This is a genomic window from Mesorhizobium sp. 1M-11 (genome assembly GCF_001303895.1).
In the GTDB taxonomy this organism is placed as follows: domain Bacteria; phylum Pseudomonadota; class Alphaproteobacteria; order Rhizobiales; family Rhizobiaceae; genus Mesorhizobium.
Window position 1 is genome coordinate 39,125 of the sequence record NZ_LJSD01000054.1, and the last position, 24,056, is coordinate 63,180.

The following is a 24,056-nucleotide window of genomic DNA, read 5'->3' on the forward strand; positions in this document are numbered from 1 at the left end:
AGGGTTCGTTCAGGTGAGAGAGGTGTCGGCCGTGCTGTCGTCGGCGAGGAGCTTGGCGTCCTCGCCACGGAAGCAGAGATCGACCGCGTCGCCGATCGCGAAGCTCTCGTCGGTCAAGGTCGATCGCACGATGGCCGTCGAGCCGTCGCGCAGCCTGACCTCGTATTTCGAGCCGGAACCGAGATAGATCGCTTCCGATATCGTGCCGGAAAGCCGGTTGTCGCCGTCGCGCCGGTCGAGGCCGGGCCGGCGGATGGCGAGTTTCTCCGGGCGCAGGAGCATGACCGGCGGACTGCCGCCCGCATGCTTGTGCGGTGCCGTCACGGTCTCGCCGGCGATATCCAGCGCGGTGCTCGAGCCGTCGCCGCGCGACTGGCCGCGCAGCACGGTGGAATCCCCGATGAAACGGCCGACGAAAAGCGTCGCTGGCGCATCGTAGAGGTCGCGTCCGGTGCCCACCTGCTCGATCTTGCCGCGATTGAAGACGGCTATGCGATCGGACAGCACGAGCGCCTCTTCCTGGTCGTGCGTGACATAGACGAAGGTGGTGCCGAGCTCGCGGTGGATACGCTTGATCTCCAGCTGCAGCCATTCGCGCAGCTTCTTGTCGAGCGCGCCGAGCGGCTCGTCCATGAGAAGCAGCGGCGGGTCGAAGACGATGGCGCGGGCGAGTGCGACGCGCTGCTGCTGCCCGCCCGACAGTTCGCTGGGGTAACGGTGAGCGAAATCCGCCATCCGCACCATATCGAGCGCCCGCTTCACGCGGGCTTCACGCTCGGTCTTCGCAATGCCGCGCAGGCTCAGCGGATAGGCGACATTGCGGCCGACCGTCATGTGCGGGAAGAGCGCGTAGTGCTGGAAGACGACGCCGATATTGCGCTTGTGCGCCGGCACGCCGACCACGCTGCGGCCACCCACCTGCAGGCTGCCTGAGGTGACCTCGGTAAAGCCGGCGATCACGTTGAGTGTCGTCGTCTTGCCGGAGCCGGAAGGGCCGAGCAGCGTCATGAACTCGCCAGGCTCGACATGGAGCGAGATGTCGTCCAGCGCCCGGAAGCTGCCATAGGCCTTGCTGACCGCGCTCAGGTCGATCGCTGCGCCGCGCTGTTTGCCGGTCTCGCTCACAGGCTGCTCCTTCTGTCGCGTCCGAGCAGCAGCAGGCCGCCGCCGATCAGGATGGTGGTGGCGCAAAGCAGGATCGTACCGACGGCGGCGACCGTCGGATCCGCATCGCGCGTGATCGAAGTGAAGATCTGCACCGGCAGCGTCTTCATATAGGGGCTGGTGATGAACAGCGAGACGATGATCTCGTCGAAGGACGTCACGAAGGCGAAGAGCAGGCCGGACAGGATACCGGGTGCGATCAGCGGAAGCGTCACCGTGCGGAAGGTGGCGATACGGCCGGCGCCGAGGCTTGCGGCGGCGGTTTCCAGGCGCTTGTCGAAGACTTCGAGGCTGGCCTGCACGGCGATCAGCACAAAAGGCAAAGCCAGGATCGTATGAGCGAGCACGAAGCCGGTCATGGTGCCGACAAGCCGCGCATCGAGGTAGACGGCATAGATGCCGATCGCCAGCACGACACCCGGCACGACCATGGGCGTCAGCAACAGCATGCGCAGCAGCCCCGCGGGCCGGGCCCGCATACGGTCGAGCCCGAAGGCTGCGAGCGTGCCGAGGACGGTGGCGAGGATGGCCACGACCGTGGCGACCTTCAGCGAATTGAAGAAGCTCGTCGACCATTCCGGATTGGTGGCGAAATTCTGGTACCATTGCCAGGAGAAGCCCTGCGGCGGGAAAGCCAGCGACTTGTTCTCGTTGAAGGACATGGGCACCACGACCAGTGTCGGCGCGACCAGCCAGAGGCCGACGAGGATGCAGGCCAGCCCCAGCAGGACGCGGGTGAGTGGATGCATCGTCATCAGCGCGCGCCCTGCTTGTGCTTCTGGCGCATCAGCGGACCTGCCAGCGCCAGAAGGATGAAGGTGGCAACGAGCAGCACCACGCCCATGGCGCCGCCGCGTCCCCATTGCAGCAGGCTGAGCACCTGGTTCTGGACCAGCGTCGACAGCATGGTCGAGCGCGGCCCTCCGAGCAAAGCGGGTGTGATGTAGAAGCCCAGCGCCAGGATGAAGACGATGATCGCACCGGCATAGACGCCGGGCAGCGACAGCGGCAGGTAGACGGTGAAGAAGGCGCGGACCGGACCGGCACCGAGGCTGCGTGCCGCCTGGACGAGGCGCAGGTCGATGCCTTTCATGACCGAATAGAGCGGCAGCACCATGAAGGGCAGCAGCACCTGCGCCATGCCGATGATGACGCCGGTCTGGGTACGGATCAATCTGACGCCATCAAGACCGACCGAGCGCAACAGGGAATTGATGACCCCGGAATCCTGCAGGAGGATGACCCAGGACAGCGTGCGCACCACGCCACTGACCCAGAACGGGATGAGCACGCAGAGCGTGAGCAGCAATCGGACCTTGGGACCGACAGCGGTCATGGCATAGGCGAAAGGGTAGGCACAGACTATGCAGACGACCGTGACCCAGGCCGAGATGGTGAAGGTGCGCTGCAGCACGATGAGATTGACCGGCGTGCTGAAGAACCAGCTGTAGTTCTGCAAACCCCATTGGGGTTCGGCGAAGCTTCTCAGAACAATCGTCGCCAGCGGATAACCGATGACGGCGACGAGCAGGACGAGCGCCGGCAAAGCCAGCGCGAGCGGGCCCCAGGAGCGGCGGGATGAAGCTGCCCTTTCGGACGGGGCGTCGCTCGCGCTCATCGGATCAGCCGCCGGCCATCATGGCAGCCCACTGCTCGGAGGCATCCTTGAAGTTCTCGACCCAGAACTTGATGTTCTGCTGGTAGCCCTGGCCCTGGCGCTCCGGCGTATTGGTCAGGAAGGCGGCTACCGAGTCGTCGACGACGGGCTTGGCCTCGCTGTTGATCGGCGTGTAGGAAGTCTCCTTTGTCAGGATCTCCTGCGCGCTCTTGCCGAGATAGGCGTTGATCAGCGCGTGGGACGCATCCGGATCCTTGGCGCCGACGGGGATCGTCAACTGATCCATGACGACGAGCCAGTCCTGCCAGGCCGGCGTGTATTTGGCGCCGTTCTTCACCGCTGTCATGGCGCGGCCGGTCCACATCATGAGCATGTCGGCTTCGCCGGATTCGGCGAGCTGCTGGGATTCGGCACCGGTCTTCCAGTAGATGGTGTCGCCACCCAGGTCGTGGACCTTCTTGATCGCGGTGGCGATATCGTCCTTTGTCATCGCCTTCGGATCGCCGCCTGTGGCGCGGAAAGCCTGTTCGAGAAGGCCGCCGGTGAAGTCGCCGGAACCATCGATGCCGCGCACACCCGGGAACTTTTCCGTATCGAAGAAATCGACCCAGTTCTTGGGCGGGTTATCCTTGTATTTCTCGGTGTTGTACATCAGCACGACACCGTAGTTCATCGCCGGCACGGAGCAGTCGCTGACCTGGCCCTGCGGGATCTTCGACGTGTCGATCTTGGTGAAGTCGAGTTTCTGGAACAGCGTCCCGCAATGGACGTAGGGCGGGAAGTCGGCGGTATCGACGACATCCCAGGTCACATTCTTCGATTCGACCTGCGCCTGCACCTTGGCGATCTCGGTCGGGCCGTCGCTCAGCAGCTTCACGCCTGATTTGTCGACGAATTCCTTAAGGGCCGCGATCTGTCCGTCCTGGAAGATGCCGCCAAAGGAGGCAAAGGTCAGCGTCTTGTCCTTGAGTGAGCCCTCGGCAACCGCGCCGGCTACCGGTTTCTCCTGCGCAAAGGCACCTGTCGTCGTGGCAAGACCCAGCACTGCAAGAGCGCTGATCGTTGCTAGAGCGTTTCCGTTTTTCACGGAAACGCGGGAACACTCTAACTCTTTGTTTTTACGCAATTCCGGACGGAAAACCGCTGCACACTTTTCCTGGAATTGCTCCAGTCTGGAGCGTAAGATGGTCATCGTCATTCTCCCATTGGCTCACGTTCTGTGAAGCGTCGCTGGCCGCGAGCGGTTACCAGCTGACGTATTGATCGAGCTCCTCGCCTCCGGATGTCGGGGGCGCGATGATCCACATCACTTCGGCCCGGCCATTGCCGATGTTCTCGGTTCGATGGGGCGTGGAGGTCGCGTATTCGATGCTGTCGCCCTCTTCGAGCACGTGGCGGCTGTCGCCGAGGCTGACCTCGACAACGCCACGCGTCACCACCAGCATCTCGTGGGCATCGCCATGGGTGTAGAGGTCGGGACCGGTGGAACCGCCAATCTCGAATTCACCGACATAGACTTCCATCTCGGTGGCAGGGCGGCGGGACAGAAGCGTTTTGCGGCAGCCGTAGCTGGTCGGGATGGCAGGCCGCTGACTGCGACGCAGTACACCCTCGGGTGAAGGCATGGCCGGTTCTTCGAAAAGCGCGGCGACGGTGACACCGAGTGCTGCCGAGATCTGGTTGAGCGAGGCGGTGCTGGCACCTGTCAGCCCGCGTTCGAGCTGGCTGATAAAGCTCGCGCTGGTGCCGGTCTTGTCTGCGAGCTGGCGGAGCGAGAGCCGTCGCCGCAGCCTCAGGTCCTTGAGACGCTGGCCAAGCAATGTCGTTTCGGGCCCGGCCTGTTCAGGCGAGGTCTCGTCGGAGGCATGCTTCAACGAAGATGCGACAATCGTCATGTCGTGAACTCCACTGAACAGACTGTACAGTGAGACTGCACAACGATCAAGATGGCTGATCAGAGCACATGATATGGCCCGGACGTCATTGATATCCCTGATCAAACAGACGCAGCAGGGCGGAAAATCGTCGTCCGGCCCTCCATTTCTTTCGCCACGGATGAAGTCTACAATGCCCCTCACCTTTTGAACCGAGGAGACGGCGATGTCGCTCAAAGTCCTGGCGGCGGTGGTTGTTGCGGCCCTTCTGGCCGGTTGCCAGACGATGACGCCGGAAGAACGGCGCGCGGCGGACGAAGCGAAATGCAGCGCCTACGGCTTCAAGAGGAATACCGACGCCTTCGCCGCATGCCTGCAGCGGATCGACCTCGACCGTTCGGCCGATATGCGCGCCCGCGATGCGGAGTTCGCCCGCTTCACCGCCCGCCCTCCCGTGGTGATCTATCGCCCGGTCGTGGTGAAACAGTAGGCGTGCACCCCAGCCTGAAGCGCAGGACCTCGGCGGGCCCTCGATCAGATCGACTGTGACGGCGCGAAAAGAGTGATGGCAGCGCCTCCGCCTGGTCTGTTGCCGGCCTCCAGCCTGCCGCCGTGCGCCTTGGCGATCGCTTCGACGATGGAGAGACCGAGGCCGGTTCCTCCAGTTGTACGCGAACGCGAGGTTTCGCCGCGCCAGAAGACATCGAATGAAATCGAGCGGATTTCCTCGAGAAGGCCGGGGCCGCGATCCAGGAAACGCACGAAGGCGCTTCCATCCTTGTCGAGACCTGTCTCACAACGAAGCACACCGCCTGTTGCGGCATAGCGGCAGGCATTGTGAACCAGCGCCAGCATGGCCTGTCGCATGCGTTCGGAATCGACATTGACCGGGGCCGCACCGAAATCCGTCTCGACACGCATTCCTGTCTCTTCGAGCATCGGGCGCGCCGCGGCAAGAACGGTCTTGGCCTCAACCGCAAGGTCGGTGGGTAATCGGGCGGCAATCAGCTTGTGACCTGCGGCGAGCGACAGCGTGCGCAGGTCTTCGACCAGCCGCGACAGCCCCAGAACCTGCTTCAGCAGATCCTGAAGCCCCTGCTGGTGGACGGGGAAAACGCCGTCGATCATGCCTTGCAGATTGCCCTGCAGGATAGTGAGCGGCGTGCGCAGTTCATGTGCCACGGCCATGGTGTTGAAGCGCAGACGCTTCTCCATATGGTCGAGATCGCTGGCCAATGCATCGATGGTCTTGCCGAGCCGCTGCACCTCGGATGTACCGCCGCGAAAATCGCCGAGACCAATTGCGAAATCGCCTTCTCGCAGCGTTTCCGCCGCCAGCACCAACTTCTCCAGCGGCCGCGCGATACGTCGGGCAAGCCAATAGCCGATCGAACCGCAGATGAATGCCGCCAGCAGAATGTGACCGATGAATGCCCAGTTCATCTGGGCATCCACAATTCTCTCGAATTCCGGAACGACGAGCATAAGTTTCCGGAAGCTGTCGACGGACGGCATCACCCCGTCCTGGATGTCCCGATAGGCCTGAGCCACATCGGCGGGCAGCGTCCGCAGCGCGATCTCCGTCAACTGCTTCATGATCGCGAAGAAGGTGGAATAAGCTATGATCATGCTGAGCACGAGCATTGCCGCAATCGTCACTGCGGTGACGGTGGAGAGGGAGAAACGGCGCAGCTTCATTTCGGCACCGCAAAGCGGTAGCCGACACCGCGCACGGCCTGGAAGAGACCGGGAACTCCGGCAGTCTCGAACTTGCGGCGCAGGTTGGCGACATGCGTGTCGACAGTCTTCGCCAATGCATCGTTTTCCGGCAGGCAGGCATCGAGGATATCCGCCCGTCCAAAGGCGTGGGTCGGCCGGCGGATCATATAGGCGACGATGCGAAACTCGCTGAGCGTCAGCGCAAGGGGCTGGCGACTTGTCCCTGCATCGACGAAGGCGACATGCGCATCGAGGTCGACCTCGACCGGAGCAAATCGCAACGTCCGGGAGGCGCCGGCGGCGCGCGACCGACGTAACACCGCGTTGACGCGGGCAACGACCTCCTGCGGGTTGAACGGCTTGACGACATAATCGTCAGCACCCAGCCGCAGGCCGGAAAGACGGTCGATATCCTCGGCCAGCGCCGTCACCATAATGACGGGCGTGTTCGCCTCCTGGCGAATGCGCGCCAGAACCTCGAAACCATCGAGACGCGGAATGTGCACGTCGAGAAGCACAAGATCGGGCGACAACATGGCATGGTGGGAAAGCGCCAGATCGCCACTTGCTGCCGTCACGGTACGAAAGCCTTCCCGCGCCAGATAGGCCTCGAGAATCTCGGCAATGCGCGGTTCGTCCTCGACGATAAGGATCAACCCCTTGTCCATGCCCCGCCCTTCAATGGTTTGCAGGGCCATATTCCGCAACATGAACCGGCAGGCAATCGCAAACACCTGTAACTATTAGGTTCCTTGGCAAGCCTTGGTGGGTTCTCCGCCAAACCTTGATGAAACTCGAACAAGGTCCGTCCGTCGGCGCGTCGTCATGGTATGGGCGGAACCCAATGGCGCGCCGGCGTTACCTCGTCGGAACCATCATGCAAACGCCACCAAAGACCTTCGGACATGTTCAGCGTCCTCGCATAGCGGCCTTGTGGATCGTCACTTTGTTCCTCATCGCCTTTGCGCTGCTGTTCCAATCCGCCTGGAAACTCTATCCGCCGGGCGGCGTCGACCTGCAGCTGACAATCAGGGTCGCCGGTATCGGCCTCATCGGCACGGCGATCCTGGGACGGCTCTGGTGCACGCTCTATATCGGGGGAAAGAAGTCGATGGTGCTGGTTGAGGACGGCCCCTATTCGATGTGCCGCAATCCGCTCTACCTGTTTTCGATCATAGGGGCGGCAGGCGTGGGCGCACAAACAGGCAGTGCAGGACCCGCACTCATCTGCGCCCTCGTGGTGCATGCGATCCTGCTCAGGACAGCGACACGTGAGGAGTATCTGCTGCAGGCGCATTTCGGACAGGTGTATGCCGACTATTGCAATCGCGTCCCGGCATTTTGCCTGGATTGCCGGCTGTTTATCGACCGCGATACGATCGAGATCACCCTCAGGCGTCTCTATGGCACCCTGATCGACAGCCTTGTTTTCCTTGCTGCCGTGCCGGCGATGTTTCTGGTCGAGTACCTGCAGGACGAAGGCTACCTGCCGGTGTTTTTCAGCCTTTATTGAGCGAAAGCGCCAATATCTTGCTGGCGTAACCAAAAGTTCTGCTTTCCTCTCGCCAAGATCTCAGCCAACGGCTAGAGGGCCGTCGGCTGAACGATCGGCGTGAAGGATTGTCGACCCATGGCGCCGCTTCGGGCACTCGCACCCAAGAACCTCGTCGTAGCGGGCATCCTGCTGATGATCGCCGGCGACTTCATGTTCGCGCTCAACGACGCGATGGGCAAATGGCTGGTCGCCAATTTTTCGGTCGGGCTGGTGGTCGCGGTGCGCTCGATCGGCGCCTTCATCATTCTGGGCCCGATGATCGCCCGACAGGGTGTCGCGAAACTCGTCCATGTCGAGCGACCCGGCACGCAGGTCATGCGCGCCATCATGACAACGATCGATACCGGTCTTTTCTATGCCGCCGTCGTGCACCTGCCGCTCGCCGACGTGATGAGTTTCTACATGGCCGGGCCGATCTATGTGGCAGCACTTTCGCATTTCATGCTTGGCGAACGCATCCGCTGGCGTCGTTGGGCTGCCATCCTGGTCGGTTTCTGCGGCGTGCTCGTCATCCTCAACCCTTCGGCAGCGGCCTTCTCGCAATCGGCGATCTTTGCCTTTGTCGGCTCCGTCGCCTTCGCCCTGTCGATCGTCTACAGCCGCCAATTGCGGGGAACGCCCGATACCACGCTGGTGACCTGGCAGACCATCGCGGCTTTGGCGGCAGGTCTCATCTTCGCGATTCCCGACTGGCAAACGCCAGGTCTCGTCGATATCGGCCCCATGCTCCTGCTGGGCGTCGTTTCCTGCGCCGCCCATCTGATGATCACCCGCGCGCTGAAACTGGCACCGGCTTCGACGCTCGCCCCGCTCCATTACAGCCTCCTTCTGTGGGCCATCGTGTTCGGCATGGTGTTCTTTGGCGACGTCCCTGGCCCGCGCGTGCTCGTGGGTGCTGCCATCGTCGTGCTGGCCGGCCTGTTCATCTTCCACCGGCAGAATGTGGTCGACACCGTGCCGCCTGAGAATGTGCCGAAGGGCGTGAACTAAACTAGATCGGGTTCAGTCAACCGACGAAGCCGGCCGCCTTGTGGCTGCCGTCGCAGAACGGTTTGTTCTTCGAGTGGCCGCAGCGGCATAGGAACACCTTGGTGACGCGGTCGACCGTGCGGCCGGTGCCCGAGACGATCTCCAGATTGCCTTCCACCTTGAGCGATCCGTTGGGCAAGGGTGTTACCTTGACCGCGCCATTGCGTGCCTCCAGCGCGATGGACTCCTTTGTCTCCGGTTCCCCGGTGGCGGCGAAACCAGCCTTGGTATGGCTGCCGTCGCAGAAAGGCTTGTTCTCGGAGGCGCCACAACGGCAGAGCGTTGCGCGCAGCATCGTCTCGCCGTTGATGTCCATTTCGGCGTTGAAGGCGAGCGGCCCGTTTTCGCGCACCCTGACCAGATTGACCACCGGTGCTGCTTCCTCCGGCCCACCATCCTTGCGGCGATAGGTGATCGCACCGGAAGGACAGGAATGGGCGACACCGACGATTGCTTCGACCGCTCCGGCTTCCGGATGAATCCATTGGCCGGGCGCGTTGGGCACGAAGACCTCCGGGTGGCCGAGCACGCAATTGCGCGAGTGGATGCAGAGCTTTCCGTCGAAACCGATGTCGATGTTTTCGCCTTCGACGAATTTCCGCACCATTGGGTAGCTCCTCAGCTTGCCTGCATGAACCGTAGAGCAAGCCGGATCGCGGGTGCAAGCGTTTACCCAGGCCAGAGACACGTCGAAGCCCTGAACTGGCCATCAGAACAGGTGCTTCGCCCAGTCCTTCAGACTTTGATGCGGCTCATGCCGGGATCAATGAGCGGTTCCAGATGCAGGCGCGCCGGAACGCTCTGCGTCGCGACGACCAGTTGGTAATCGCCTTCGCACAGGAACGCATCGTCGACACCGGCCGCATAACGCACATAGCCGTAGCCGATGTTCCTGGCCACGGTGTAGCCGTAACCGCCCGAGGTGAGATAGCCGACCGGTTCGCCATTGCGCAGGATCGTCTCGCGGCCAAGCAGGACGATCTCGGGATCATCCACGGAGAAGCCGGCAAAACGCTTTGCGAGCGGCTGCCCGTCCAGTTTTTGAAGCGCCGCGCGGCCGACGAAATCGGTTTCCTTCTTCAGCTTCACCGCCCAGCCGAGGCCGGCCTCGAATGGCGTGTCGTTCGGCGTGATGTCGGAACCCCAGGCGCGGTAGCCTTTTTCGAGGCGCAGCGACTCCAGCGCGCGATAGCCGACCGGGCGGATGTCCTGGGCCTTGCCTGCCTGCATCAGGGCATCGAACACGTCGCCGGTGGCGGCGATGGGGACGTGCAGTTCCCAGCCGAGCTCGCCGACATAGGTGACGCGCAGCGCCCGCACCGTATGCCCCGCGATCGAAATCTCGCGCACATGACCGAATGGGAAAGCGGCATTGGAGACATCCGACTTTGTCACCTTCTCCAGCACCGCGCGCGCCTGCGGCCCCATCAACGATAGCGTGCCGAAAGCCTCGGTCACATCGGCGACTTTGACGTTTAGGCCCGCACCGATGTGATCGCGGATCCAGGCGAGGTCATGGGTGCGGAAGCCGGTGCCGGTGACGATGTAGAACTTGTCGTCGGCCAGCCGCGCCACGGTGAGATCGGCCTCGATGCCGCCGCGCGTGTTGAGGAGCTGCGTGTAGGTGAGCCTGCCGACCGGCTTGGCCACATCGTTGGCGCAGATCCAGTCGAGCGCCTTGCCGGCATCCTTGCCGCTCAGCTCGTATTTGGCGAAGGACGACTGGTCGAAGACGCCGACCTTCTCGCGCACATGGCGGTGTTCGTCGCCGACCGGTTCGAACCAGTTCTGCCGGCCCATCGAATAGACGTCCTTCGCCTCGGCCCCGGCAGGCGCGAACCAGTTCGGCCGCTCCCATCCCAGCTTGGAACCGAAGACCGCACCGTATTTGTGCAGGCGCTGGTAGAGCGGCGAGACGATGCGCGGCCGGCCGCTGTCATATTCCTCATGCGGAAAGCCAACCGTGTAGTGCTTGCCATAGGCTTCGAGCGTGCGGTCGCACACCCATTGCCGGTCGCGATGCAGGTCGGAGAAGCGGCGGATGTCGACGACCCAGAGGTCGAGCGGCGCCTCGCCGTCGACCACCCATTTCGCCAACACCCAGCCGGCGCCGCCCCCCGACGCGATGCCGAAGGCGTTGAAGCCGGCGCCGACGAACATGTTCGAGCATTCCGGCGCCACGCCAAGGATGAAATTGCCGTCCGGCGTGAAGCTTTCAGGGCCGTTGATCATCTGCTTGACGCCGACGGTTTCGAGCGCCGGCACGCGCGCTATGGCTTGTGTCATGTGCTGTTCGAAATGATCGTAGTCGTCGTCGAACAGGCGGAACTCCCATTCGTTCGGCACGTCGCCGCCGGGAAGGCCGGTTTCCCAGGCCTGCGGGTTCGGCTCGTAGCCGCCCATGACGAGGCCACCGACCTCTTCCTTGAAATAGGTGCGGCGGTCCGGGTCGCGGATGGTGGGGGCATCGGTCGCGAGACCCGGGATCTTCTCGGTGATGATGTATTGATGCTTGACGGGTTGCAGCGGCACGTTGATGCCGGCCATGGCGCCGACCTGCCTCGCCCATTGGCCGGCGCAATTGACCACCTTCTCGCAGGCGATGTCGCCCTGGTCGGTCTTCACCGCGACGATGCGGCCGTCCTTCATGTCGAAACCGGTCACGCGGACCTTCTCGAACAGTTTTGCGCCATGCATGCGCGCGCCCTTGGCGAGCGACTGGGTGATGTCGGAAGGGCTTGCCTGACCGTCGGTCGGCAACCAGCTGGCGCCGACGAGATCGCCGGTCTCCATCAGCGGCCACATCGCCTTCACCTCGGCCGGCGAAAGCAGATGCATGTCCATGGCAAAGCTGCGCGCCGTCGTCGCCAGCCTTTTGAATTCGGTCCAGCGGTCCTGATTGGTGGCAAGGCGCAGGCAGCCGGTCATCTTCCAGCCGGTGGCGAGCCCGGTTTCAGCCTCCAGCCCCTTGTAGAGCTCGACCGAATATTTGAGCACGCGCGTGATCGAGGCCGACGACCGCAACTGCCCGACCAGGCCGGCGGCATGCCAGGTCGAGCCCGAGGTGATGGCGCCCTGTTCGAGCAGGATCACATCGGCCTTGTGGTCGCGCGCCAGATGATAGGCCGTGGAACAGCCGATGATGCCGCCGCCGATGACGACTATTTCGGCGTGACTTGGCAGGGTCATGACAGGATTTTTCCGTATTTCGAACTGTAGCTTTCGAGCACCGCGTCGAGGCGGGCGAGATTTTCGGTGGTGTAGGCGACATAGTCGACGCCCGGTGCATCGAGATGCAGTTCGGAGACCATGCTCCACATCGCCTCGCGCAGCAGCGAAGCGCATTGCATGGCCGCGAAGGAACGGCGCATGGCCTCATCCGGCTTGTGGCCAAGGTAAGCGGCAAGCAATGGCTCCGCTTCCGCATCCGGCATGCCGGAGTTGGAGGCTATACCGGCGAGGTCGAACATGGCCGTGCCGAAGCCGGCATATTCGAAATCGATCAGCCAGAGCTTGTCACCGTCGTCGAGAAAATTGGCCGGCAGCAGATCGTTGTGGCCGAACACGATCGGCAGCGGCGTTTGTACGCTTTCCAGCCGATCTGCCAGCGCAAGGTAAAGCGGCAGCACCGGCATCATGCGGCTTTTTCCGGCACTCAACGTGCGGGCGTAGTCGCGGATGACATGAAACACCCAGAACATGAAACCGGGGCCGGAGACATGCTCGGGCATGTACCGGTGAAAGTTACGCATCAGCGCCGCGATGCGCTCCGCATTGGCGCGCACATCTTCCGCGCCAAAGGTCCTGGCGCCGAGGAACTGCGTGACCATGGCGCCGGGTTCGGCATATTCGACCGCTGGCCCGAAACCGGCTGCTGAAGCAGCCCGCGCCGTCATCAACTCGCGCTCGCGCAGCACATGGTGAAAGGGGTAATCGCGCCCCAGCCGGACAACATGCTTGCCCGCGGCATCCGTCACCAGGAAGTTCTCGTTGCTCAGGCCGCCGGACAAGGGAGCGACATTAACGCTTCCCTTCCAGCATGGCAGGCGGCGAATGCGATCTTCGCTCGTCGTCACAGCTCCTCCCCTCCGACTGGAGCGCCCTTCTTCTCGCAGGCTCATTCACCAGGTTCACCGCATCTCCTCGCCCTCAACGTCGAACGACAGGTCCGTAATGTCAACGTTATTCTGTGGCTTTTTATGTTTTTCTGACCGCTTCTGTTGTTTTTAATCCAGCAAAGTCCTACAAATCGGTCATTAACATACCAGACCAAGCGACTCCCAGTGAACCATTCCAAGCGGCACGGTGAAATCCTGCGCCTCCTGAAAGAGGAAGGCACGGTCACCATCGCCGATCTCGCCGAGCGGCTCGATGTCTCGCTGGAGACCGTGCGGCGTGATGTGAAGCCGCTGACCGAAGACGGTTCGGTGCTGAAGATGCACGGCGCCATCAGCCTGCCCGGCATCATCGGCGAAGCGCCGTTCGAGCGGCGCATGCGCGACAATGCCGACGCCAAGCGCGCAATCGCGCGCATGGTGGCGGCAACGATCCGTGACGGCGAGTCGATCATGCTGGACTGCGGCACCACCACCAGCTTCCTCGCCCGGGAACTGCTCGGCCATCGCCGGCTCACCGTGGTGACCAATTCTTCCGACATCGCCCGCACGCTGGCCACCGCCAACGGCAACCGGGTCTACATGGCCGGCGGCGAGCTGCGCAGCGATTCAGGCGCGGCTTTCGGCGTCTCGGCGATCGACTTCGTCGGCCGTTTCAGCGTCGACCACGCCATCATTTCCGCCGGCGCGATCGATGCAGCGGGCGGCGTCATGGATTTCGATCTCGAAGAGGCGGAATTCGCTGCAACCGTGCTGTCGCGCGGCCAGCGCTCCGTCGTCATCACCGACCAGAGCAAGTTCGGCCGCCAGGGCCTCGTCCGGGTCTGCGGTTTTGCCGGCTTCTCCGAACTTGCGACCGACAGTGCGCCGCCGGCCGACATCGTCGCGGCCCTGGAGGCAACCGGCACGCGGCTGCATGTTGCCGGGCAAACCGCAGCCTAAGGCGATCCTTATCTTTTCTTGATACCCGGCAGAGCTATTCCCAATCGATATTTGACCGGCATCGGGAGCATTTTCCGCACTCCTTGAATTGCGGAGAAGCATCGTGCTCGACCTCGCCTACCTTGCCCTTGGCATAGGATCCTTCCTGATTTTCGCGCTCTACGCGCGTGCGCTGACGCGGCTTTGAGGGAGGTGATCCTGATGGAAGCCTTACTCGGCCTCGCCGTTGCCGCAGCCCTCGGCGTCTACCTGCTGGTGACGCTGCTGCGACCTGAAAAATTCTAAGAACATAAGAACAAAAGAGTTCCGCCATGTCTTTGATCGGATGGCTGCAGATCGGCCTGTTGTTTCTCGTTACATTTTTGCTGATCAAGCCGCTTGGCTTGTTCATGGCAAAAGTCTTTTCCAATGAACGGACCTTCCTGTCGCCCGTGCTTGGCCCTGTCGAGCGCAGCTTCTATGCGCTGGCCGGCATCGATCCGAAGAAAGAGCAAGGCTGGCTGGCCTATGCGTTCTCGATGATCGCCTTCTCCATCGCCGGCCTGGTGCTGCTCTACGCGATCCAGCGGCTGCAGGCCTACCTGCCCTACAACCCGCAAGGCTTCGCAGGCGTGGCGCCCGACCTCGCCTTCAACACCGCCGCCTCCTTCGTCACCAACACGAACTGGCAGTCCTACGGTGGCGAAACCACGATGAGCCATTTCACCCAGATGGCCGGGCTGACCGTGCAGAACTTCGTTTCCGCGGCCAGCGGCATCGCCATGGCGCTGGCGCTGACCCGTGCCTTCATCCGCTCCAACGCCAAGACCGTCGGCAATTTCTGGGTCGACCTGACCCGCTCCACGCTCTACGTGCTGTTGCCGATCGCCATCGTCATAGCAATCGCCTTCGTGGCGATGGGCCTGCCGCAGACGCTCGACGGTTCGGTGACCGCGACCACGCTCGAAGGCGCCAACCAGACCATCGCGCTTGGACCCGTCGCCAGCCAGGAAGCGATCAAGCAGCTCGGCACCAATGGCGGCGGCTTCTTCAACGTCAACGCCGCGCATCCGTTCGAGAACCCGACGGCGCTGTCGAACTATCTCAACATCCTCGCCATGCTGATGGTGACGGCCGCGCTTGCCTACACCTTCGGCCAGATGGTCGGCGACCGCCGTCAGGGCTGGGCTTTCGTCGCGACGATCGCGATCCTCCTGATCACCGGTGTCGGCGTCATCTACTGGGCCGAGACGCAGGGCAACCCGATCCTGACCGCGCTCGGTCTCGACAATGCGCTCGGCAACATGGAAGGCAAGGAAGTGCGCTTCGGCCAGGCCATGACCGCAGCCTATGCCGCCGTCACGACCGGCATTTCCGATGGCGGCGTCAACGGCATGCACGGCTCGCTGACCGGCATTGGCGGCCTCATCCCGATGTTCCTGATGCAGCTCGGCGAGGTGCTTCCAGGCGGTGTCGGATCAGGCCTCTACGGCATGATCGTCTTCGCCATCCTCGCCGTCTTCGTCGCCGGGCTGATGGTTGGCCGCACGCCGGAATTCCTCGGCAAGAAGATCGAAGGCCGCGAGATGAAATACGCCATGCTGGCGGTGCTCATCCTGCCGCTGTCGATCCTCGGCTTCAGCGCGCTCTCGGCCATGCTGCCCTTCGCCGTCGCCTCGATCAGCATGAGCGGCCCGCACGGTCTGTCGGAGATCCTCTACGCCTACACGTCGACGACGGCCAACAACGGCTCGGCCTTCGGCGGCCTGACGGCGAACACGCCCTGGTACAACACCACGCTCGGCATCGCCATGCTGCTTGGTCGCTTCGGCTATGTCGTGCCCGTTCTGGCCATCGCCGGCTCGCTGGTCGGCAAGACCAAGACGACCGCCTCGGCCGGCACCTTCCCGACCCACACGCCGCTGTTCGTCGGCCTGCTCGTCGGCATCATCCTCATCCTGGGCGGCCTGCAATATTTCCCGGCCCTCGCCCTCGGCCCCATCGTCGAGCATTTCGCGATGCTGGCCGGCCAGACCTTCTAAGAGGCCCTCATGTCTACTCCTATCCAACACAAGCTCTTCGAACCGGCCATCCTCTGGCCGGCGCTCGGACAGGCCTTCACCAAGCTGGCGCCGCAGAAGCTGATGCGCAATCCCGTCATCTTCGTCACCGAAGTGGTGGCGGCGCTGGTGACGCTGATGTTCCTGCGCGATCTCGTCATCGCCGGCGGCAAGCCGCTGTTCTCCGGCCAGATCGCGGCCTGGCTCTGGTTCACCGTGCTGTTCGCCAACTTCGCCGAGGCGGTGGCCGAAGGCCGCGGCAAGGCGCAGGCCGACAGCCTGCGCCGCACCAAGTCGCAGCTCACCGCACGCAAGCTTCTGTCGGAAGACGGGCTGGACATCGCCAGCATCCCCGCTACCGACCTCAAGGTCGGCGACATGGTGCTGGTCGAGGCCGGGGAATTGATCCCCGGCGATGGCGAGGTGATGGAAGGCATCGCCTCCGTCAACGAAAGCGCCATTACCGGCGAGTCCGCGCCTGTCATCCGCGAATCCGGCGGCGACCGCTCTGCTGTCACCGGCGGCACCCAGGTGCTGTCCGACTGGATCAAGGTGCGCATCACCGCCGCGCCCGGCTCGTCCTTCGTCGACCGCATGATCGCCCTGATCGAAGGTGCGGAACGCCAGAAGACGCCAAACGAGATCGCGCTGTCGATCCTGCTGTCGGGTCTCACTCTGGTGTTCCTGATCGCGGTGACGACGCTGTGGGGTCTCGCCAGCTATTCAGGCACGGTGCTTTCGGTGACGGTGCTGGCGGCACTTCTGGTAACGCTGATCCCCACCACCATCGGTGGCCTGCTCTCGGCCATCGGCATCGCCGGCATGGATCGCCTGGTGCGCTTCAACGTCATCGCCACGTCCGGCCGCGCCGTGGAGGCAGCCGGCGACGTCGACACGCTGCTGCTCGACAAGACGGGCACCATCACCTTCGGCAACCGCATGGCGACCGAATTCCTGCCGGTACCTGGCATCAGTGCGGAAGAACTGGCCGAAGCCGCCATGCTGGCGAGCCTTGGCGACGAGACACCGGAAGGCCGTTCGATCGTTGCGCTCGCCACCGGTGAATTCGGTGCCACTGCGCCGGCCAAGCAGCCCGATGCGATCGTGCCGTTCGCGGCCGAGACCAGGCTGTCGGGTGTCGACCTCGGCGTACGCCGCCTGCGCAAGGGTGCGGTCGATTCCGTGCTGAAGTTTACCGGATTGGACGAGGCCCGCGTGCCTGCCGCCTTCCGGCAGGCGGTGGAACTGGTCGCCCGTACCGGCGGTACGCCGCTGGCGGTGGCGGAAGGCAGCAAGCTGCTTGGCGTCATCCACCTGAAGGACGTGGTGAAACCCGGCATCAAGGAACGCTTCGCTGCGCTGCGCGCCATGGGCATCCGCACCGTGATGGTCACCGGCGACAACCCGGTCACCGCGGCGGCCATCGCCTCCGAAGCCGGTGTCGACGACTATCTGGCCGAAGCGACACCGGAACAGAAGCTCGGCTATATCCGCAAGGAGCAGGAAGGTGGCCGGCTGATCGCCATGTGCGGCGACGGCACCAACGACGCACCGGCGCTCGCCCAGGCCGATGTCGGCGTGGCCATGCAGAGCGGCACCCAGGCCGCGCGCGAAGCAGCCAACATGGTCGACCTCGATTCCAGCCCGACCAAGCTCATCGAGATCGTCGAGATCGGCAAGCAATTGCTGATGACACGCGGCTCGCTGACCACCTTCTCGATCGCCAACGACGTCGCCAAATATTTCGCCATCATCCCGGCGCTGTTCGTGGTGACCTATCCGGCACTCGACTACCTCAACATCATGCGTCTGACGTCGCCGGAATCGGCGATCCTGTCGGCGGTGATCTTCAACGCGCTGATCATCATCGCGCTGATCCCGCTGGCGCTGAAAGGCGTCGCCTACCGCCCGGTGGGCGCCGCAGCCCTTCTGCGCCGCAATCTTCTCGTCTACGGCCTCGGCGGCCTGATCCTGCCTTTCGCCGGCATCAAGCTGGTCGACATCGCCGTCTCGGCTCTTCATCTGGTGTAATCATGACAAGCTATCTTCGTCCCGCCTTCGTGATGATCGTGCTGTTCACGATCCTGCTCGGCATCGCCTATCCACTCGCCATTACCGGGGTCGGGCAGATCGTCCTGCCGGCACAGGCGAACGGCAGCCTGATCAGGCAGAACGGAACCGTCATCGGATCCGAGCTGATCGGCCAGAATTTCACCACCGACCGCTATTTCTGGCCGCGTCCGTCGGCGATCGGCAGCACGCCCTACGATGCCGCCAATTCGAGCGGCTCCAACCTCGGCACGACCTCGCAGAAACTGAAGGAACGGGTGACAACGGACATCCAGCGCCTGAATGGCGCCGGCATAGCCAGCCCCGTCCCCACCGACGCGGCGACCACTTCCGGCTCGGGCCTCGACCCGCACATCTCGCCCGATTTCGCGCGCGACCAGGTGGCGCGCGTCGCCAAGGCGCGCGGCTTGCCGGAAACGGACGTCGCCAAACTGGTCGACGACACGCAAGAGGGCCGGCTGCTCGGCCTGATCGGCGAACCGCGTGTCAACGTGTTGAAACTAAATCTCGCGCTGGATCGGCTAAAGTCTTAAACCTGTTGAATGGCCGATAGCGACCGTCACCGAGAAAAGCGCGCAGATCCAGACGCGCTGCTGGCACTGGCAGGCAAACAGGAACGCGGTCGGCTGACCGTGTTTCTGGGTGCCGCGCCGGGCGTCGGCAAGACCTACGCCATGCTGTTGCGCGCACGCCGCGTGAAGGACGATGGCGGCGACATCCTTATCGGCCTTGTCGAAACGCATGGGCGCAGCGAGACCGCGGCACTGCTCGAAGGGCTGGAGATGCTGCCGCTCCGCAGCATCCCCTATCGTGGCCGTGCGATCGAGGAATTCGACCTCGACGCGGCGCTGGAACGCCGGCCCCACACCATCGTTGTCGACGAACTGGCGCATACCAATGCGCCTGAAAGCCGCCACCCCAAGCGCTATCAGGACATCGACGAGCTTCTGGGCGCCGGTATCAATGTCTGGACGGCGCTGAACATCCAGCATCTGGAAAGCCTGTCGGACGTCGTCACCCAGATCACCGGCGTGCCGGTGCGCGAGCAGATTCCCGATACGGTGCTGAAGAAGGCCGACGAGGTGCTGCTGGTGGACCTACCGCCGGCGGAGCTGCTGGAGCGGCTGAAGGAAGGCAAGGTCTACCTGCCCGCCAATGCGGCGCGCGCGGCGGACTCCTTCTTCCGCCTCGGCAACCTCACCGCGCTGCGCGACCTGGCGTTGCGACGTACCGCCGACCGCGTCGACGACCAGATGGTCGACTATCTCAAGCAGAACGCCATCGAAGGCCCGTGGCCTTCGGCCGAGCGGCTGCTGGTCTGCATCGGCCCGGATGCGCTTTCCGAAAAGGTCGTACGCATCGCCAGCCGGCTCGCCTCGGGCCTCAACGCACACTGGATCGTCGCGTCGATCGAGCCGGTGGACCGTGCCGTTGCCGATCAGGCCGGCGAGCGCAGGCTGGATGATACTTTCCGCCTTGCCGAGCGGCTCGGCGCGGAAACACGCAGGGTAAAGGGCAGCGATTTCGTCGAGGAGATCCTGCGGCTGGCCAGGCGCGAGCACGCCACGCAGATCGTCATCGGCGGGCGCAGGCAGCCTTTCCCATGGCGCCTGTTCCGGCGCTCGTTGCCCGATGCCCTGATGGAAAAAGCCTCCGGCATCGGCGTCTATGTCGTCACTGGCGACGATACGATGCCGCCGCCTACAACACCGGTGAAGCAAAGGCCGCTGGCGCTTCGCCTCGCCCGCGACGTCGGCGTGGCCCTTGCCACGGTTGCCACCGCGACCGGCTTCGGCCTCATGATCGGCGAATGGGTGCGGCTGCCGAACATCTCGATCATCTTTCTGCTGGCGGTGCTGGTCTCGGCGATCAACAGCGGCTATCTGGCCGCGGTCGTTGCCGCGCTCGGCTCCGCGGTCGCCTATAATTTCTTCTTCATTCCGCCCTTCTACACGCTCACCATTGCCGAGCCGCACGAGGTCTTCGCGCTGTTCGTCTTCCTCGCCGCCGCCATGCTCACCGGCGGCCTCACCTCGCGGCTGCGCGAGCAGGCCAAGGTATCGGGCGAGCGCTCCGTCACCACACAGACGCTCTACGACTATTCGCGCAAGCTTTCGGGCACGGCGAAACAGGACGATGTGGTGTGGGCAACGGTTTCCCAGCTGCAGGGAGCGCTGTCGCGCACCGTCGCGCTCCTGCTTCCCGACCAAGGCGAATTGCGGCTGCAGGCATCGTGGCCGCCGGACACCGAGCTCGGTGTCTCGGACATGGCCGCAGCCCGCTGGACTTATGAGAAGAGCGAAGAGGCCGGCAGCGGCACCGGCACGCTGCCCAACAGTGCCTTCCGCTTCATCCCGCTGATGAGCCCTCATGGCGTGGTCGGCGTCTGCGGCATCCAGCAGGACGGCGAACTGCTTGAAGGAACCGAGGAAAGGATGCTGAACGCCATCCTCGACCAGTCGGCGGTGGCCATCGACCGGGCGCGACTGTCCAAGGAAAGCCTCCGGCAGGCCACGGCGCTGGAGGGCGAGCGCTTCCGTTCGGCCTTGCTTGCCTCGGTCTCGCACGATCTCAAGACCCCCCTTGCCACCATCACTGGCGCAATCACCAGTCTGCGCGAACTCGGCGACAAGATGGATAAGAGCAGCCGCGACGATCTCCTCGTTTCGATCGACGAAGAAAGCGCCCGGCTGTCGCGTTTCCTCGCCAACCTGCTCGACATGACACGCATCGAATCCGGCTCGGTCGAAGCCAAGCGCGACTGGGTCGACATATCCGATGTGATCAATTCAACGGTGGAGCGTTCCCGCAAGGTATTTCCGGGTCGTGCGATCGAAGTGCAGCTCGAGCCCGAACTGCCGCTCATCCGCGGTGACAGCGTGCTGTTGGGTCAGGTGTTGTTCAACCTGATCGACAACGCCGACAAATATGGCGGCGCCGAGCCAATCCGTATCTATGCCCGGCGCGACCGCGATGAAGTCACCCTTTCGGTGGTCGACATGGGCAAAGGCATTCCCGAGAAGGACCTCGAGCAGGTCTTCGAGAAGTTCTTCCGGCGTGGCAAGCCGGATGGCCGCGCGCCCGGCACGGGTCTCGGCCTGCCGATCGCACGCGGCTTCGTCGAGGCAATGGGCGGCACCATCAGGGCGGAAAGCCCGGCCCAGAAACGAAAAGGCACGCGCATAATCCTGCGCTTCCCGGTCGAACACATGCCTGTCGAAGCGGAGACCATGTCGTGAGCGGCTTTCGTGTCCTGGTCGTCGACGACGAACCGCAGATCCAGCGCTTCCTGCGCCCGGCGCTGACGGCTGCCGGCTACGAGGTGATCGAGGCCGGCACCGGCGCCCAGGCGCTGAAGGCGATCGCCACGGCGGCGCCCGACCTCATCATCCTGGATCTCGGCCTGCCCGACATGGACGGCAAGGAGGTGGTGAAGAATGTGCGCGGCTGGTCGGAACTGCCGATCATCATCCTTTCGGCACGCGACCGCGAGAGCGAGAAGATCGCCGCGCTCGACCTCGGTGCCGACGACTATATCGAAAAGCCCTTCGGCATCGGCGAACTGACGGCCCGCATCCGTACGGCGCTGCGACACCGTACCCGCGAGGATGGCGGCGTGACGGAGATTTCGGTCGACGGGCTGCATATCGACACCGTGCGCCGGCTCATCACCCGGGACGAGGCGCCGATCCACCTGACACCGAAGGAATACGATCTCGTGTTGATGCTGGCGCGCCACGCCGGGCGCGTCGTCACGCACCGGGCGCTGCTGACATCGGTCTGGGGTCCGGCCCATGCCGACGACCTGCATTATCTGCGCGTGTTCGTCGGCCAGGTGCGCGGCAAGATCGAGCGCGATCCGTCCGCGCCGGCGATCATCCGGACGGAACCCGGCGTTGGCTATCGCTTCGTCGGGGACGAGACATGAAAATCAGCCCGAAGCGCGAGCGACTTCGGCAGCGCGGCGGGCTTCGGTATTTTCCTTGCGTGACGTCTCCACCTCGGCCAACAGCCATTCGCGGAAAGCCTTGATCTTGGGCACGTTGCGCCGCGAGGTCGGGTAGACCAGCCAGTAGGAATGGCCGTCGTCGCCGACGAGGTCGAAGGGCTGGATCAGCCGGCCATCGGCGAGCTCTGCCTGGAAGAGTTCGCGGGTCAGGATTGCGACGCCGTGACCGGCAATCGCGGCGCTCGCCTCATACATCTGCGCGCCCATGCTGGAGGCTGTGCGTGAGGCAAGCTCGCCGGCATCGACGCCGGCGAGTTTGAACCATTCCTTCCACCAGATGTCGCCAGGATCCATGATGGGCAGGCGAAGCAGGTCCGCCGGCTTATGCACGCCGCCGATGCTTGCAGCCAGCGCCGGGCTCAGCATCGGCGTGAAGTCGGCCGAGAACAGCTTGTGGGTCTCGGTGCCGGGCCATTTGCCGCCACCGGAACGGATGGCGATGTCGACGTCCTCGCGCGCGAAGTCGATCAGTCTGGACGACGTGTCCAGGCGCACGGCGAGCGAAGGATAGGCCATCTGGAACGCGCCAAGCCGACGCGCCAGCCAGTTGGAGGCAAAGGTCAGGATCGTGCTGACGCACAAGACGCCCTCCGCGCCGGAACGCGCCGCCGAATAAGCCTCGCCGATGATGGCAAAGGCGTCGGTGATCGCTGGCGCCAGTCTCTGCCCGACCTCGGTCAGTTCGATATGGCGCGGATGCCGCAGGAAAAGCTGCGCGCCGACGCGCTCCTCCAGAAGCTTGATCTGATAGCTGACGGCAGCCTGCGTCATGCCAAGCTCGCGCGCCGCCTTGGTGAAAGACAGATGCCGCGCGACCGCTTCGAAGACGCGTGTGGCGGTGAGAGGCGGAAGTTGAAAGCTCATAGCTATAAGCTGTCTTTATGAGTCATGATCGACGTTCAATTGGAAACAAAGGCGTAACGACACGACATTCTGCTTCAACGGATCAGATGCATTTAAAGCAATTCCAGCAAAAGTGCACAGCGGTTTTGCGTCCGGAATTGCGTGGAACAAAGACCTAGAGCGTTCCGCGTTTCCGTAAAAACGAAAACGCTCTAGGCATATCGGAGGCGTTCCGCCATGACAACGACACAGCAATTGATGCTTTCGGTTTCCAGTCACCGCTGGCTGTCCTGGCTGGCCGATGGTTTTGGACGCCGTCGGGGCGTGCAGCTCGACGTCAGGGAATTGTCGCCGCACCTTCGCCGCGACATCGGCCTGCTCGACGGCAACGATCCCTGCGGGCGCTGGCAAAGCTGATTGGCAGGCCCTACGCTACGTGTTCGGAGCAATGAGGGTCAGTGAAGGAAAATAGGTTCGGAAGCGGCCAACATAGCGCGTCAGAATCGGCTGTTGGGCAACTGCGGCGTGTGCACCGACAAAGAAGTCCGGCAACACACCTGTCCGTGAGCCACCGGCGCGGCGATATTGCGTAAACACCTTCCCCGCAAGGAACAGCGCCTCCCGGGGTATCGATAAGACCTCGAGACCAGCTTCCTCGATGAATGTTTCCAGGTCTTCAATCCGCTGATATCGGACTGCGAGTTCTGCGTAGACGATGTCGTTGATGAACAACGGTCCTTGCAAGCTGCAGGCCTCGAGCTGTCTGACCGACCAGTCAGCCCAATGGGGATCGTTCGTAACCAGGTCGAGCAGGACGTTGGTATCGACCAGCGTCACTCCTCGCCCCGTGTCAGCGCCATGATCGCATCCGTGTCGAGACCGGCTCCGGCATGGCCGCGCAATCTTGCGAACCGACTCGGCGGCCGCTTCTTGTCAGCGCGTGCGATTACCACGCTGCCGTCCGCAGCGCGCTGGAAGTCTACCTTGCTGCCGGGCACGATCCCCAGAAGGTCGCGGACCGGCTTTGGGATCGTAACCTGGCCTTTGGCTGTAACTGTCGTCGCCATCTTCGCCTCGGT

The 24,056-nt window shown here is 63.4% G+C and carries 24 protein-coding genes; 11 read left to right on the top strand and 13 right to left on the bottom strand.

Features of this window, described 5'->3' with window-relative positions; all coding sequences use genetic code 11:
• Nucleotides 1-9: 9 nt before the first annotated feature.
• From AO692_RS23640 to AO692_RS23660, 5 genes are all read right to left on the bottom strand, one after another.
• Nucleotides 10-1,125: an ABC transporter ATP-binding protein gene (locus AO692_RS23640; protein WP_054312518.1), complete on the bottom strand. Its 1,116-nt coding sequence runs from the start codon at nucleotides 1,123-1,125 to the stop codon at nucleotides 10-12.
• Nucleotides 1,122-1,919, bottom strand: coding sequence for an ABC transporter permease (locus tag AO692_RS23645; RefSeq protein ID WP_054312519.1), 798 nt, complete (start codon nucleotides 1,917-1,919; stop codon nucleotides 1,122-1,124). Before AO692_RS23645 ends, AO692_RS23640 begins: the two co-directional genes overlap by 4 nt.
• On the bottom strand, nucleotides 1,919-2,782 hold the full coding sequence (locus AO692_RS23650; protein ID WP_054312520.1) for an ABC transporter permease: 864 nt from the start codon (nucleotides 2,780-2,782) through the stop codon (nucleotides 1,919-1,921). Before AO692_RS23650 ends, AO692_RS23645 begins: the two co-directional genes overlap by 1 nt.
• Before the next feature lie 4 nt (nucleotides 2,783-2,786).
• A complete protein-coding gene (locus tag AO692_RS23655) occupies nucleotides 2,787-3,869 on the bottom strand; it encodes an extracellular solute-binding protein (protein WP_244483465.1) in 1,083 nt (360 codons plus the stop codon).
• 157 nt (nucleotides 3,870-4,026) lie between these two features.
• Entirely contained in the window at nucleotides 4,027-4,677 is a 651-nt protein-coding gene (locus AO692_RS23660; protein ID WP_152979948.1) for an XRE family transcriptional regulator, read from the bottom strand.
• 205 nt (nucleotides 4,678-4,882) lie between these two features.
• Here AO692_RS23660 and AO692_RS23665 point away from each other — a divergent pair, with 205 nt between their 5' ends.
• Complete coding sequence (locus AO692_RS23665; protein WP_054312521.1) at nucleotides 4,883-5,146, top strand: hypothetical protein; 264 nt, start codon at nucleotides 4,883-4,885, stop codon at nucleotides 5,144-5,146.
• 44 nt (nucleotides 5,147-5,190) lie between these two features.
• Here the strand turns inward: AO692_RS23665 and AO692_RS23670 are convergent, their stop codons facing one another.
• Entirely contained in the window at nucleotides 5,191-6,354 is a 1,164-nt protein-coding gene (locus AO692_RS23670; RefSeq protein ID WP_054312522.1) for an ATP-binding protein, read from the bottom strand.
• Nucleotides 6,351-7,043, bottom strand: a complete 693-nt coding sequence (locus tag AO692_RS23675) for a response regulator (RefSeq protein WP_054312523.1) — start codon at nucleotides 7,041-7,043, stop codon at nucleotides 6,351-6,353. The genes AO692_RS23670 and AO692_RS23675 overlap by 4 nt, the downstream gene beginning before the upstream one ends.
• A gap of 209 nt (nucleotides 7,044-7,252) precedes the next feature.
• On the opposite strand from AO692_RS23675, the gene AO692_RS23680 reads away from it, so the two are divergent.
• Both AO692_RS23680 and AO692_RS23685 read left to right on the top strand, forming a co-directional pair.
• Complete coding sequence (locus AO692_RS23680; protein ID WP_054312661.1) at nucleotides 7,253-7,888, top strand: isoprenylcysteine carboxylmethyltransferase family protein; 636 nt, start codon at nucleotides 7,253-7,255, stop codon at nucleotides 7,886-7,888.
• 117 nt (nucleotides 7,889-8,005) lie between these two features.
• Nucleotides 8,006-8,920, top strand: a complete 915-nt coding sequence (locus AO692_RS23685) for a DMT family transporter (protein ID WP_054312524.1) — start codon at nucleotides 8,006-8,008, stop codon at nucleotides 8,918-8,920.
• Nucleotides 8,921-8,936: 16 nt separating this feature from the next.
• Here AO692_RS23685 and AO692_RS23690 read toward each other — a convergent pair whose 3' ends face one another.
• From AO692_RS23690 to AO692_RS23700, 3 genes are all read right to left on the bottom strand, one after another.
• Complete coding sequence (locus AO692_RS23690) at nucleotides 8,937-9,566, bottom strand: CDGSH iron-sulfur domain-containing protein (RefSeq protein WP_054312525.1); 630 nt, start codon at nucleotides 9,564-9,566, stop codon at nucleotides 8,937-8,939.
• 128 nt (nucleotides 9,567-9,694) lie between these two features.
• Entirely contained in the window at nucleotides 9,695-12,148 is a 2,454-nt protein-coding gene (locus AO692_RS23695) for an FAD-dependent oxidoreductase (protein ID WP_054312526.1), read from the bottom strand.
• Complete coding sequence (locus AO692_RS23700) at nucleotides 12,145-13,035, bottom strand: choline/ethanolamine kinase family protein (protein WP_244483466.1); 891 nt, start codon at nucleotides 13,033-13,035, stop codon at nucleotides 12,145-12,147. Before AO692_RS23700 ends, AO692_RS23695 begins: the two co-directional genes overlap by 4 nt.
• A gap of 207 nt (nucleotides 13,036-13,242) precedes the next feature.
• Between AO692_RS23700 and AO692_RS23705 the strand changes: the two genes are divergently transcribed.
• The 7 genes from AO692_RS23705 (at nucleotide 13,243) to AO692_RS23730 (ending at nucleotide 22,053) form a co-directional block, all read left to right on the top strand.
• Nucleotides 13,243-14,016, top strand: coding sequence for a DeoR/GlpR family DNA-binding transcription regulator (locus AO692_RS23705; protein ID WP_054312528.1), 774 nt, complete (start codon nucleotides 13,243-13,245; stop codon nucleotides 14,014-14,016).
• Between the two features lie 192 nt (nucleotides 14,017-14,208).
• Nucleotides 14,209-14,301 carry a K(+)-transporting ATPase subunit F gene (gene kdpF, locus AO692_RS32425; protein WP_244483472.1) on the top strand — a complete coding sequence of 31 codons (93 nt, stop codon included), beginning with the start codon at nucleotides 14,209-14,211 and terminating at the stop codon, nucleotides 14,299-14,301.
• Nucleotides 14,302-14,327: 26 nt separating this feature from the next.
• Nucleotides 14,328-16,037: a potassium-transporting ATPase subunit KdpA gene (kdpA, locus tag AO692_RS23710; protein ID WP_054312529.1), complete on the top strand. Its 1,710-nt coding sequence runs from the start codon at nucleotides 14,328-14,330 to the stop codon at nucleotides 16,035-16,037.
• A 9-nt stretch (nucleotides 16,038-16,046) separates the two neighbouring features.
• The gene (kdpB, locus tag AO692_RS23715; RefSeq protein WP_054312530.1) at nucleotides 16,047-18,086 is read left to right on the top strand and encodes a potassium-transporting ATPase subunit KdpB; all 2,040 of its coding nucleotides are present in this window, start codon (nucleotides 16,047-16,049) and stop codon (nucleotides 18,084-18,086) included.
• A gap of 2 nt (nucleotides 18,087-18,088) precedes the next feature.
• Nucleotides 18,089-18,658, top strand: coding sequence for a potassium-transporting ATPase subunit KdpC (gene kdpC, locus AO692_RS23720; RefSeq protein ID WP_054312531.1), 570 nt, complete (start codon nucleotides 18,089-18,091; stop codon nucleotides 18,656-18,658).
• A 9-nt stretch (nucleotides 18,659-18,667) separates the two neighbouring features.
• Entirely contained in the window at nucleotides 18,668-21,364 is a 2,697-nt protein-coding gene (locus AO692_RS23725) for a sensor histidine kinase KdpD (RefSeq protein WP_054312532.1), read from the top strand.
• Nucleotides 21,361-22,053, top strand: coding sequence for a response regulator (locus AO692_RS23730; protein ID WP_054312533.1), 693 nt, complete (start codon nucleotides 21,361-21,363; stop codon nucleotides 22,051-22,053). Before AO692_RS23725 ends, AO692_RS23730 begins: the two co-directional genes overlap by 4 nt.
• 3 nt (nucleotides 22,054-22,056) lie before the next feature.
• Here AO692_RS23730 and gcvA read toward each other — a convergent pair whose 3' ends face one another.
• Complete coding sequence (gene gcvA, locus AO692_RS23735; protein ID WP_082407523.1) at nucleotides 22,057-22,998, bottom strand: transcriptional regulator GcvA; 942 nt, start codon at nucleotides 22,996-22,998, stop codon at nucleotides 22,057-22,059.
• Nucleotides 22,999-23,214: 216 nt separating this feature from the next.
• Between gcvA and AO692_RS23740 the strand changes: the two genes are divergently transcribed.
• Nucleotides 23,215-23,394 carry a hypothetical protein gene (locus tag AO692_RS23740; protein ID WP_054312534.1) on the top strand — a complete coding sequence of 60 codons (180 nt, stop codon included), beginning with the start codon at nucleotides 23,215-23,217 and terminating at the stop codon, nucleotides 23,392-23,394.
• 15 nt (nucleotides 23,395-23,409) lie between these two features.
• Here AO692_RS23740 and AO692_RS23745 read toward each other — a convergent pair whose 3' ends face one another.
• Nucleotides 23,410-23,814: a type II toxin-antitoxin system VapC family toxin gene (locus AO692_RS23745; protein WP_054312535.1), complete on the bottom strand. Its 405-nt coding sequence runs from the start codon at nucleotides 23,812-23,814 to the stop codon at nucleotides 23,410-23,412.
• Nucleotides 23,811-24,044, bottom strand: a complete 234-nt coding sequence (locus AO692_RS23750; RefSeq protein ID WP_054312536.1) for an AbrB/MazE/SpoVT family DNA-binding domain-containing protein — start codon at nucleotides 24,042-24,044, stop codon at nucleotides 23,811-23,813. Before AO692_RS23750 ends, AO692_RS23745 begins: the two co-directional genes overlap by 4 nt.
• Nucleotides 24,045-24,056: the final 12 nt, after the last annotated feature.

What these genes read in the sequence shown, in the direction of transcription:
- AO692_RS23750 (WP_054312536.1), bottom strand. Translation starts at nt 24,044, where the DNA reads ATGGCGACGACAGTTACAGCCAAAGGCCAGGTTACGATCCCAAAGCCG.
- kdpB (WP_054312530.1), top strand. Translation starts at nt 16,047, where the DNA reads ATGTCTACTCCTATCCAACACAAGCTCTTCGAACCGGCCATCCTCTGG.
- AO692_RS23645 (WP_054312519.1), bottom strand. Translation starts at nt 1,919, where the DNA reads ATGACGATGCATCCACTCACCCGCGTCCTGCTGGGGCTGGCCTGCATC.
- gcvA (WP_082407523.1), bottom strand. Translation starts at nt 22,998, where the DNA reads ATGAGCTTTCAACTTCCGCCTCTCACCGCCACACGCGTCTTCGAAGCG.
- AO692_RS23670 (WP_054312522.1), bottom strand. Translation starts at nt 6,354, where the DNA reads ATGAAGCTGCGCCGTTTCTCCCTCTCCACCGTCACCGCAGTGACGATT.
- AO692_RS23650 (WP_054312520.1), bottom strand. Translation starts at nt 2,782, where the DNA reads ATGAGCGCGAGCGACGCCCCGTCCGAAAGGGCAGCTTCATCCCGCCGC.
- AO692_RS23665 (WP_054312521.1), top strand. Translation starts at nt 4,883, where the DNA reads ATGTCGCTCAAAGTCCTGGCGGCGGTGGTTGTTGCGGCCCTTCTGGCC.
- kdpC (WP_054312531.1), top strand. Translation starts at nt 18,089, where the DNA reads ATGACAAGCTATCTTCGTCCCGCCTTCGTGATGATCGTGCTGTTCACG.
- kdpA (WP_054312529.1), top strand. Translation starts at nt 14,328, where the DNA reads ATGTCTTTGATCGGATGGCTGCAGATCGGCCTGTTGTTTCTCGTTACA.
- AO692_RS23725 (WP_054312532.1), top strand. Translation starts at nt 18,668, where the DNA reads ATGGCCGATAGCGACCGTCACCGAGAAAAGCGCGCAGATCCAGACGCG.
- AO692_RS23680 (WP_054312661.1), top strand. Translation starts at nt 7,253, where the DNA reads ATGCAAACGCCACCAAAGACCTTCGGACATGTTCAGCGTCCTCGCATA.
- AO692_RS23690 (WP_054312525.1), bottom strand. Translation starts at nt 9,566, where the DNA reads ATGGTGCGGAAATTCGTCGAAGGCGAAAACATCGACATCGGTTTCGAC.
- AO692_RS23695 (WP_054312526.1), bottom strand. Translation starts at nt 12,148, where the DNA reads ATGACCCTGCCAAGTCACGCCGAAATAGTCGTCATCGGCGGCGGCATC.
- AO692_RS23660 (WP_152979948.1), bottom strand. Translation starts at nt 4,677, where the DNA reads ATGACGATTGTCGCATCTTCGTTGAAGCATGCCTCCGACGAGACCTCG.
- AO692_RS23685 (WP_054312524.1), top strand. Translation starts at nt 8,006, where the DNA reads ATGGCGCCGCTTCGGGCACTCGCACCCAAGAACCTCGTCGTAGCGGGC.
- AO692_RS23675 (WP_054312523.1), bottom strand. Translation starts at nt 7,043, where the DNA reads ATGGACAAGGGGTTGATCCTTATCGTCGAGGACGAACCGCGCATTGCC.
- AO692_RS23740 (WP_054312534.1), top strand. Translation starts at nt 23,215, where the DNA reads ATGACAACGACACAGCAATTGATGCTTTCGGTTTCCAGTCACCGCTGG.